The 10,800-nt window shown below is 74.6% G+C and carries 8 protein-coding genes; all 8 read left to right on the top strand.

What is annotated here, in order from left to right:
- On the top strand, positions 1 to 1,162 hold a 1,162-nt coding region (gene eccE / locus RIF68_RS14270), incomplete at its 5' end, for a type VII secretion protein EccE (RefSeq protein WP_309051607.1).
- Positions 1,162 to 1,965, top strand: coding sequence for a hypothetical protein (locus RIF68_RS14265; RefSeq protein ID WP_309051606.1), 804 nt, complete (start codon positions 1,162 to 1,164; stop codon positions 1,963 to 1,965). The genes eccE and RIF68_RS14265, both read left to right, overlap by 1 nt.
- Before the next feature lie 217 nt (positions 1,966 to 2,182).
- Positions 2,183 to 5,014, top strand: a complete 2,832-nt coding sequence (locus RIF68_RS14260) for an SCO5717 family growth-regulating ATPase (protein WP_309051605.1) — start codon at positions 2,183 to 2,185, stop codon at positions 5,012 to 5,014.
- 201 nt (positions 5,015 to 5,215) lie between these two features.
- Positions 5,216 to 7,057 carry an ABC transporter substrate-binding protein gene (locus RIF68_RS14255; protein WP_309051608.1) on the top strand — a complete coding sequence of 614 codons (1,842 nt, stop codon included), beginning with the start codon at positions 5,216 to 5,218 and terminating at the stop codon, positions 7,055 to 7,057.
- 3 nt (positions 7,058 to 7,060) lie between these two features.
- Complete coding sequence (locus RIF68_RS14250) at positions 7,061 to 8,122, top strand: ABC transporter permease (protein ID WP_309051604.1); 1,062 nt, start codon at positions 7,061 to 7,063, stop codon at positions 8,120 to 8,122.
- Positions 8,119 to 9,003, top strand: coding sequence for an ABC transporter permease (locus tag RIF68_RS14245; RefSeq protein WP_309051603.1), 885 nt, complete (start codon positions 8,119 to 8,121; stop codon positions 9,001 to 9,003). Before RIF68_RS14250 ends, RIF68_RS14245 begins: the two co-directional genes overlap by 4 nt.
- Positions 9,000 to 9,965 (top strand): ABC transporter ATP-binding protein, encoded by a 966-nt coding sequence (locus RIF68_RS14240; RefSeq protein ID WP_309051602.1) that lies wholly within the window; start codon positions 9,000 to 9,002, stop codon positions 9,963 to 9,965. The genes RIF68_RS14245 and RIF68_RS14240 overlap by 4 nt, the downstream gene beginning before the upstream one ends.
- Positions 9,962 to 10,800, top strand: an 839-nt coding sequence (locus RIF68_RS14235) for an ABC transporter ATP-binding protein (protein WP_309051601.1), incomplete at its 3' end; no start/stop codon positions are given. The genes RIF68_RS14240 and RIF68_RS14235, both read left to right, overlap by 4 nt.

Below are 10,800 nucleotides of genomic sequence, written 5' to 3'. Positions count from 1 at the left end.
CGAGGTGGCGGCGGCGGTGCTCGCCGTCGCCTGGGTGGTCGACCCGGTCCTCCTGGTGCCGGCGGGTGTGCTCGCCGTCGTCCTGGTCCTCCTCGCGGTGGTGCGGCGGCACAAGCGGTCGATGCCCGAGTGGCTCGGCACCTTCCTCGCGCTGCGCGCCCGGACGCGCCGGGCGGCCTCGCTCACGGTGCCCGAGGGCACGGAGCCGGGGCTCGCGCCGGTGGTCGAGTGCGACCCGGCGCTGCGTACGTACACGTACAGCGACCGCGACCGGCGTCCGGTCGGGATGATCGGGGACGGCACCTTCCTGACGGCCGTCCTGCGGGTCGACGCGGACGGGACGGCGCTGCGCCCGGACCGGGCGGCGCGCCCGCTGCCGGTCGCGCTCGTCCGGGACGTGCTGAGCGTGGACGGCATCCGGCTGGAGTCGGCGCAGATCGTCCAGCACACCCAGCCGGCACCGGCCCCGCACCTGCCGGCGCAGTCGATGGCGGCGCGCAACTACGGGCCGCTCCAGGCGCAGACGGGCTCTCCCGCCGTGCGCATCACGTGGATCGCGCTCAAGCTCGACCCCGAGCTGTGCCCGGAGGCGGTCGCCGCGCGCGGCGGCGGTCTGACGGGGGCGCAGAAGTGCCTGGTGCGGGCGGCGGACCAGCTGGCGAGCCGGCTGGCCGGCGCGGGGTTCCGGGCGAGCGTGCTCACCGAGCAGGAGCTGACGGCGGCACTCGCCACCTCGACCTGTGCCAGCCCGATGGCGATCGCGCAGGCGGGCCGGGGGCAGGCGCCGGGGCGGCGGACGCAGGAGACGGCGCGGACCTGGCGGGTCGACGACCGGCGGCACACGACGTACTGGGTGGGGCGCTGGCCCCAGTTGGGCGGTCCGGGCGGCGGGCCGGGGGCCTCGATGCCGCAGCTGGTGGCCCTGCTGACCTCGCTGCCCGCGCTCGCGACGACGTTCAGCCTGACGCTGAGCGGCGGGGACCGGCAGGAGGTGACGGTGACCGGACACGTACGGATCACCGGGCGCAGCGACGAGGAACTGGTGGCCGCCCGGCACGAGTTGGAGCGGGCCGCGCGCGGGGTGCGGACGGGGCTCGTCCGTCTCGACAGGGAACAGGTGCCGGGCATGCTCGCGACGCTGCCGCTGGGAGGTGCGCGCTGATGTCCGCCTACTCCACGGGGCCCGCGGGGCCGTCCGGGCGCGGGACCGGGCGCGGTGCCGGGGGTTCCCGTGCCGCCGCCCGGCGTACGGGCCGGGGCGCGCGCCCCCGCTTCGGCTTCGGGCTCGTCGGCCCGCGCCGCGACCGGCACTCCGTACCGCTCGAACACCTGGAGGCGCTGGCCCTGCCGGTCGGCGACGACGGCATGGTGATCGGCGTCGACGCGGAGGGGCGGCCCGCCGTGCTCGGCATCAACCGGCCGGTGCCGTACGACGTGACGCTCATCGGCGGTCTGTGGACCGCGCAGGTGCTGGCGCTGCGGGCGGCGGCGACCGGAGCCCGGGTGGCGGTGGAGACCGGGCGCGCGCAGGCGTGGACGGCGCTCGCGCAGGCCGCGGGCGGCGGACAGCCCTGCGTCACGCTGCACGACGTGGGGCGGGTGCCGCCGCAGGGCGCCTCCGCGGGCAGCCCGGTGGTCGTCGTCCGCGACTGCGGCATGCGTCCGCCGCGCGGCCGGGTGGTCTCGGCGCCCTGGCAGTCGGTGGTGACGCTGCTCCCCTATCTGAGCCCGGTCGCGCCCCGGCTCCTGGAGAAGTCCTCCCTGGTCGGGGTGCAGCGGGTCTCCCCCGACGAGGCGGTGCAGATCGGCCGGATCATGGGCCTGCCGCGCCAGGAGTACGAGACGCTCTCGACGCTCGCCGACGGAGTGACGCTCTGGTGCACGCAGGGCGACCGGCAGTTCGTCATGACGCAGGGCACGGACGCCGAGACCGGATTGTTGGGCGGCGCCCGCCGGATGGACTGAGCGACACCCGTCGCTCAAGTACGTCCGCTTTTGCATCGTTTTGAACGGGCGGGGTTCTCACTCTGCGGCGTGGCCGGATCACTTGGGGGCGGAACCGGTGCGCGGAGGCGCTCGGGGAGGGCCGGTCGGGCCTGCCCGAGCGGTACGCGCGGCGTTTAGGGTGGAAGGGCCCCGCCCAGCAACGGCACACGGGTGCTCGACCACACCAGGAGGCAAAGTGAACGGCGATCGGGACGAGATCCACGGGGGCTGGAACGCGCCCGCCGACGATCAGTCCGACGCGGATCCCGCCGAGATGACGGGTGAGTTCACCATCGACTACACCCCGCCCGCCTGGTACACGCAGAACGCGTCGGGCGGTGCGGGGACGGGCGGGGTCACTCCCCCGCCGCCCACCGGGGCCCCGCTCGCGGTGCCGAACCCGAACCCCCCGGCGCAGCAGGGCTTCGAGCCCAGCTGGAGTCCCGCCCCGGCGGCGCCGGAGCCGGCGGCGTCCGGCCCGGTCCCCGTCCCGGCACCGGCGGCCCCCGCCCCGGCGCCCGCAGCGCCGCTTCCCGTACCCGCCCAGCAGACGCCCGCCTCCGCGCCCGCACCCGCCTCCGCGCCCGCCACCGGCGGCGGTGAGGTGCAGAGCGGCGCGACCGTGCGCTTCTCCCCCGCCGCGATGAGGCGCGAGACGGAGGAACGGGCGTCCGGGGCCCAGGCGTCCACGTCCGGGCCCGCCGAGGCGGCACCGGAGGGGTCCACGCCGACGGCCACGGCCGGCGCCGAGGCCGGTGGCACCACCGGCGCGGAAGGCGCGGCCGGGCCGGACACCACAGGCGGCGAGGCCCCCGACGCGGGCACCGCCGGCGCCGACACCTCCGTGAGCGCGGAGGGCGGGTCCCCCGCCGGCGCGGGAGCCGCGACGCCGGCCGGGGAGACGGCCGCCCCCGAGGCGGGTGCGGCCGAGCCCGCCCAGGACTCCACCCCCGACGACGCGGAAAGCGCTCCCGCGCCCGCCGAGGCCCCGGTCGAGGACGCCGCTCCCGCCGCGCCGCCGCCGGCCGCTCCCGGGCCGCTCCCCGCCGCCGAGGCGCCCGCCCCGCCGGAGGGGGGCTTCCCCGCCGCGCCCCACCCGGGCGCTCCCGGTGCCCCGCAGGGCACCGCCGGGCTGCCGCCGCTGCCGCCCGCCTTCCAGCCCGCCGCGCCCCCGGCCGCCCAGCCGTGGCCCGCGCCGCCCGCCGGCCCGCAGCCCCCGGTGCCGCAGCCGATGCCCCCGGCCGCGCCGGTGCCGCCGGGCCCCGTGCCCCCGCAGGCCCAGCCGCAGCCCGGCGGTTACGGCTATCCGCAGCAGCAGCCGGGGTACGGCTACCCGCCCGCCCCGCAGGGCGGGGGGTACGGCTATCCGCAGGCGCAGCCCCACCCGCAGCCGCCGGTGCCGCCGCAGCCCCAGCCCGGTGCGTACGGGTACCCGCAGGAGGCGCAGGGTCCGGTGGACCCGCGCACGGGGGCGGCCTGGCCCTCAGCGGTCACGCACGACCAGCGCGAACGGTCCGTGCCGGGCGCCCCGCTCGGGTACACGGCGGCGGTCGAGCTCTCCTCCGACCGGCTGCTGCGCAACAACAAGCAGAAGCCCAAGTCGAGCCGGAACCCGGGCGGCGCCGCCCGCTTCAAGCTCGGCGGCAAGAAGGAGGAGGCGGAGCGGCAGCGGAAGCTGGAGCTGATCCGGACGCCGGTGCTCTCCTGCTACCGGATCGCGGTCATCTCGCTCAAGGGCGGTGTCGGCAAGACCACGACGACCACCGCGCTCGGCGCGACCCTCGCCACCGAGCGGCAGGACAAGATCCTGGCGATCGACGCGAACCCGGACGCCGGTACGCTCGGCCGCCGGGTGCGCCGCGAGACCGGGGCGACCATCCGCGACCTGGTGCAGGCGATCCCGTACCTCCACTCGTACATGGACATCCGGCGGTTCACCTCGCAGGCGCCGTCCGGTCTGGAGATCCTCGCCAACGACGTGGACCCGGCGGTCTCGACGACCTTCAACGACGAGGACTACCGGCGGGCGATCGACGTCCTGGGCAAGCAGTACCCGATCATCCTGACCGACTCGGGCACGGGTCTGCTCTACAGCGCGATGCGCGGCGTGCTCGACCTCGCCGATCAGCTGATCATCATCTCGACGCCGTCCGTGGACGGCGCCTCCAGCGCCTCCACGACGCTGGACTGGCTCTCCGCGCACGGATACGCGGATCTGGTGCAGCGCTCGATCACGGTCATCTCCGGGGTCCGCGAGACCGGAAAGATGATCAAGGTCGAGGACATCGTGCAGCACTTCCAGACCCGCTGCCGCGGTGTCGTGGTGGTGCCCTTCGACGAGCACCTGGCGGCCGGCGCCGAGGTCGACCTCGACATGATGCGGCCGAAGACCCGGGAGGCCTACTTCCACCTCTCGGCGATGGTGGCCGAGGACTTCTCGCGGGCCCAGCAGGCGCAGGGCCTGTGGACCGGCGACGGCCAGGGCGGCATGCCGCCGCACATGGCCCCGCCGATGCCGGGCGGACCGATGCCGCCGGCCCAGCCCGTGCCCGGTGGGCCCGTCCCCGGGCCGATGCCCGGTCAGCCCGTACCGGGACAGCCGTACGGGGCCGCGCCCGTGCCGGGACAGCCGTACGGGGCCCCGCCGGCCGCCGCCCAGCCGTACGGCGCGCAGCAGCCCGCGCCGGGGCAGCCGTACCCGCCGCAGCAGCCCTACGGGCAGCCGCCGGTGCCGGGACAGCCGTACGGGGCCCAGCCCGCGCCCGGCGCACCGCACGCCCCGGCGCCGGGGCAGCCCGCCCCGGGTCAGCCGTACGGCGCGCCGCAGGGCGGCGGGCAGCCGTACGGTCCGCCCCAGGGCTGGCAGCAGCCGCAGCCGCAGGCGGGTCCGCCCGCGCAGCCGGGGCAGCCGCTTCCCCCGCAGGCCGAGCCGCAGGACCAGGAGGCGGCCGGCGGCCAGGGCGGTTTCCCGCCGCCGAACTGGCCGCAGCAGCAGCCCGCGCAGGCGCCGCCAGCCCCTCAGCAGTAAGGCGTCACAGGAGTAGACCAATGAGGCCCCGTACCGGTGAACCGGTACGGGGCCTCATGGCGTTCCCGCAGCCCACACGGGGTTTGAGCGATCGTTGACGACGGCAGACCACCGCTGATACACCTTCGCTTCACCCGTCGTCCGTCCAAGATCCACGACTCCACGCCAGATTCCCTCGACGCGAGGTCACGTCCCATGGTCATGGTCACGAAGGTTCCACCCCGTCCCGCCGAGCCCGCCCGCCGAGCCCTGCGCCTGCTGCTCGCCACCGGTGTCACCGCCGCCTCGCTCGTGGCCGTCCCCGGCACCGCCCGGGCCGAGGGGGGCGCGTCGGGTCCCACCACCCTGACGGTCGCGGTCTCGCAGAGCATCGACTCGCTGAGCCCGTTCCTCGCCCAGAAGCTCACCTCGACGAGCATCCACCGCCTGGCGTACGAGTACCTCACCAACTACGACCCGAAGGACGCCCGCACCGTCCCGGGCTTCGCCACGTCCTGGAAGCCGTCGGCGGACAAGCTCACGTGGACGTACACGATCCGGGAGAACTCCACCTGGTCCGACGGGAAGCCGGCCACCGCTGAGGACGCGGCCTGGACCTTCAACAAGATGATGACCGATCCGGACGCCGCCACCGCCAACGGCAGCTTCACCGCCAACTTCCGGAAGGTCACCGCCCCCGACCCGCGCACGCTCGTCATCGAACTGAAGAAGCCGCAGGCCACGATGACCGCGCTCGACGTCCCGATCGTGCCCAAGCACGTGTGGGAGAAGGTGGGGGACTTCTCGAAGTTCAACAACGACCAGCGGTTCCCGATCGTCGGCAACGGCCCCTTCGTCATCACCGACTTCAAGGTCGACCAGTACCTGAAGCTCAAGCCCAACAAGTCCTTCTGGCGGGGCGCGCCGAAGTTCGACGAACTGGTCTTCAAGTACTACAAGGACGGCGACGCCGCCGTCGCGGCCCTCCAGAAGGGCGAGGTGTCCTTCGTGCCGAACCTGACGCCCGCCCAGGCCGCCGCGCTCAGGACGCAGAAGAACATCAAGGTCAACGACGCTCCCGGCCGCCGCTTCTACGCGCTCGCCACCAACCCCGGCGCCCGCGCCAAGGACGGCACCGCCTTCGGCAACGGCCACAAGGCGCTGCTCGACCCGGCCGTGCGCAAGGCCCTCTTCCTCGCGGTCGACCGCGCCACCCTCGTCGAGAAGGTCTTCCAGGGGCACGCCGTCGAGGGCGAGGGCTACATCCCGCCCCGCTTCGGCGCGTACTTCTGGAAGCCGTCCGCCACGCAGAAACGGGCGTACGACCCGGCCGCGGCCGAGCGGCTCCTGGACTCCGCCGGCTACCGCAGGAACGCCGACGGCAAGCGGGCCGGCAAGGACGGCAGGCCTCTGGACTTCCGGATCCTGTGCCATGCCACCGACCCCAACGACAAGGCGGTCGGCAAGTACCTCCAGGAGTGGTGGGGCAAGCTCGGCATCGGCCTGAAGGTCGAGTGCCTGGACAGTGTCTCGGACCCGTGGCTCAAGGGCGACTACGACCTCGCCTTCGACGGCTGGTCGGTCAACCCGGACCCCGACTACGTCCTCTCCATCCACACCTGCGGCACCCTGCCCGCCACCCCGAAGGACACCGGCGCCACCGACAACTTCATCTGCGACCAGGAGTTCGACGCGCTCTACGCCCAGCAGGCGGAGGAGTACGACCCGGCCAGGCGGGCGGAGCTGGTGAAGCGGATGCAGTCCCGGCTCTACGACACGGGATACATGAACGTCATGGCCTACCCCAACGCCCTGGAGGCGTACCGCACGGACCACATCAGGTCCATCACCACCATGCCGGAGGCGGCCGGCAACCTCTGGGGACAGGACGGCTACTGGAGCTGGTGGTCGGCCGTGCCGGCCGGCGCCGCCTCCGGCGGGGGCTCCGGCGGCGGCTCCTCCACCGGCCTGGTCGTGGGCATCGGGGCGGCCGTCGTCGTGGTGGCCGGCGCCGCCGTCGTCCTCGGTCTGCGCCGCCGTGCCTCCGCCGACGACCGCGAGTAGTCCGTGACGACCGCGAGCACCCCCGCCGACGTGGTGCGGACCCCCGGGGCCCGCACCACGGGCGGCGCGCCCCGCACCCGCCCCGGAACCGGTTATCTCCGTCACGCGGCGGGGAAGCTGGCCGGCGCGGCCGTCTCGCTGTTCGCCGTCCTCGTGACGAGCTTCTTCCTCTTCCGGATCATCCCCGGTGACCCGGTGAAGGCGATGACCCACGGCGTCCCCACCTCGGCGCAGCAACTGGATACACTGCGGCGCCAGTTCGGCCTGGACCAACCGCTGTGGCAGCAGTTCACCGACTACTGCGCCAAGGCGCTGGGCGGCGACCTCGGCACCTCCTTCCAGTTCCGCGCCCCGGTCGGGGAGCTCATCGCGGCGAAGCTGCCGGCGACCCTGCTGCTCACCGGGGTGGCCGTCGTGCTCTACTCGGCGCTGGGGCTCTGGCTCGGCACCCGTTCCGCCTGGCGGCACGGCGGGCTCGGCGACCGGCTGCACACCGGTCTCGCGCTGACGCTGTGGTCGGTGCCCTCGTTCTGGCTGGGGCTCCTCCTCATCATCGTCTTCTCCGTCGGCACGGGCCCCGTCCCCGGCCTCTTCCCGACGGGCGGCATGGAGTCGGGGACGGGCGAGACCGGCCTCGCGTACGTCCTCGACGTCGCCCACCACCTCGTCCTGCCGGTGGTCACGCTCGTCGCGGTCGGCTACGCGCAGACGCTCCTGGTGATGCGGTCCTCGCTGCTCGACGAGATGGGCGGCGACTACCTCACCACCGCGCGGGCGAAGGGGCTGCGCGACGACGCGGTGCGGCGCCGGCACGCCGTGCCCAACGCGCTGCTGCCCACCGTCACCATGATCTTCATCAACCTCGGTCACGTGGCGGCCGGTTCGATCCTGGTGGAGACGGTGTTCTCCTGGCCGGGGCTCGGGGGGCTGTTCTACCAGGCGCTGAGCGTGCCCGATCTGCCGCTGGTGCAGGGCCTGTTCGTGGTCTTCGCCGGGGCGATGATCCTGATGAACCTGATCGCCGACCTGCTCTATCCGCTGCTCGATCCCCGGGTGGGCCGATGACCTCTCTCACATGGGAACGGCGCAAGGGCTCGGCCGTCCGCTTCTGGCGGGCGTACCGCACCCACCGCGCCGGACTGTACGGCCTCGCGGGCCTGGCCGTGATCGGCCTGCTCGCGCTCGCCGCGCCGCTGCTCGTCGGCTCCGACGTGCAGTCGGTGACGAACGCGCCCGGCACCGCGCTCGAAGCGCCGAGCGCCGCCTTCCCGCTCGGCACCGACCAGTTCGGGCGCTCCCTGCTCGGGCTGCTGGTCCAGGGCGCCCGTGTCTCCCTGCTGGTGGGGCTGCTCGCGGCGGTCCTCTCGGTCGCCATCGGCACCCTGGTGGGCATCGTGGCCGGTCACTACGGCGGCTGGTTCGCCACCGTCGTCATGCGGATCACCGACTGGTTCCTCGTGATGCCGACGCTGGTCCTGGCGATCGTGCTGGCCACCGTCATGTCCCGGTCGGTGTGGACGGTGGTCCTGGCGATCGGGGTGACGTCCTGGCCGACCACCGCGCGGCTGGTGCGGGCGCAGACGATCGCCGTCGAGTCCCGCCCGTACATCGAGCGGGCGAGGGCCCTCGGCGGCGGCCACCGGCACGTCATGACCCGGCACGTGCTGCCGAACGTGATGCCGCTGGTCCTCGCGCAGACCACCCTCGGCATCTCGACCGCGATCCTCACCGAGGCGACCCTCGCCTTCCTCGGGCTCGGTGACCCGACGGTGGTCTCCTGGGGCGGCATGCTCCAGGACGCCCGCGAGGCGGGCGCGGTCTCCTCCGGGCACTGGTGGTACCTGGCCCCGCCGGGGATCGCGATCGCCCTGGTCGCGCTGGCGTTCACGCTGTGCGGCCGGGCGGTCGAGTCGGTGCTCAATCCGAAGCTGGGGGTGGGACGGTGAGTCTCCTGGAGGTGCGGGACCTGCGGGTCACCTACGGGACGGGGGCGGGGGCCGTGCCGGCCGTGCGGGGCGTGGACCTGAGCCTGGCCGCCGGGCAGAAGCTCGGTGTGGCGGGCGAGTCCGGCTGCGGCAAGTCCACGCTCGCGCTGGCGCTGCTGCGGCTCCTGCCGGCGTCGGCGCGGCTGAGCGGCGAGATCCTGCTCGACGGCGAGGACGTCCTCACCATGTCATGGGGCCGGCTGCGGGCCGTGCGCTGGGCGGGCGCCTCGATCGTCTTCCAGGGCGCGATGCACTCGCTGAACGCGGTCCGCAGGATCGGGGACCAGATCGGGGAGCCGCTGCTGGTGCACGGCCGGGCGACCCCCGCGGCGGCCCGCCGCAGGGCCGGAGAGCTGCTCGAACACGTGGGGCTGCCGGCGGCGCGGGCGGCAGCCTATCCGCACGAGTTGTCGGGTGGTCAGCGCCAGCGGGTGATGATCGCGATGGCCCTGGCCTGCGACCCGCGGCTGATCGTCGCGGACGAGCCGACGACCGCGCTCGACGTGATGATCCAGGCGCAGATCCTGCGCCTCGTCGAGGGGCTGGTCGCCGAGCAGTCCATCAGCCTGCTGATGATCAGCCACGACCTGGCGGTCCTCGCCGACACCTGCGACCGGCTCGCCGTGATGTACGCGGGCCGGGTGGTGGAGGAGGGTCCGGCGCGGCAGGTGTTCGAGGCGGCCGCGCACCCGTACGGGCGGGCGCTGTCCTCGGCGTTCCCCCGTGTCGGGGATCCGGCGTCCCGGCGGGCCCCGCGCGGCCTTCCGGGTGATCCGCCGGACCCGGCCGGTCTGCCGGGGGGCTGCGCGTTCCATCCGCGCTGCCCGGTGGTGGTGGAGTCCTGTGCCGAACGGGACCAGGAGCTGCGGGAGGCGGGGCCGGGACACCGGGCCGCCTGCGTCCATGTGGGGAGCGTGTCATGAGTGCGGTCACCGGTCCCCTGCTGTCCGCGCGCGGGCTGCGCGTCACCTTCCCCGGGCGGCGGGGGGCGCCGCCCGCGCGGGCCGTGGACGGGGTCGACCTGGACATCGGGGCGGGCGAGATCGTGGCCCTGGTCGGCGAGTCCGGCTGCGGGAAGACGACCCTCGCCCGGTCGCTCCTGGGCCTGGTCCGGCCGACCTCCGGCTCGGTCTCCTTCGCCGGGAGTCCCCTGGTGTACGCGTCGGGGGCGCTGAAGGCGTACCGGCGGCGGGCGCAGCTGGTGCTGCAGGACCCGAGCGGTTCGCTGAACCCCCGGCACACCGTGTACGACGCGGTGGCGGAGGGGCTGCGGATCCACGGCCACGAGGGGGACGAGCGGGCGGCGGTGGCGGGGGCGCTCGCGCGGGCCGGGCTGCGGCCGCCGGAGCGGTTCTTCCTGCGCTATCCGCACGAGCTGTCCGGCGGCCAGCGGCAGCGGGTGGTCATCGCGGGGGCGCTCGTCCTGGAACCGGAGCTCATCGTCGCGGACGAGCCGGTCGCCTCCCTGGACGCGTCCGTACGGGGCGAGGTGCTGGCCCTGCTGCTGCGGCTCCGCGACGAACTGGGGCTGTCCGCCCTGGTGGTGACGCACGATCTGGGCCTGGCCTGGAACATCGCGGACCGGGTGGCGGTGATGTACCTGGGCCGGGTGGTGGAGACGGGGCCCGTAAAGTCCGTCCTGACGGCCCCTCGCCATCCGTACACCCGGGCGCTGCTGTCGGTCCTCCCGGAGTCCGGGGGCGCCCCGGTGGTGCTGACCGGGGAACCGCCGGATCCCTCCCGCGTCCCGCCGGGCTG

Source organism: Streptomyces sp. (assembly GCF_031178505.1).
Classification (GTDB): Bacteria; Actinomycetota; Actinomycetes; order Streptomycetales; family Streptomycetaceae; genus Streptomyces; species Streptomyces gulbargensis.
Note: the sequence above shows the minus strand (reverse complement) of the source record. Positions and strands in the feature narration are given on the sequence as shown.

Excerpts from the sequence above, each read along its gene's own strand:
- RIF68_RS14265 (WP_309051606.1), top strand. The coding sequence starts at position 1,162 with ATGTCCGCCTACTCCACGGGGCCCGCGGGGCCGTCCGGGCGCGGGACC.
- RIF68_RS14255 (WP_309051608.1), top strand. The coding sequence starts at position 5,216 with ATGGTCACGAAGGTTCCACCCCGTCCCGCCGAGCCCGCCCGCCGAGCC.
- RIF68_RS14245 (WP_309051603.1), top strand. The coding sequence starts at position 8,119 with ATGACCTCTCTCACATGGGAACGGCGCAAGGGCTCGGCCGTCCGCTTC.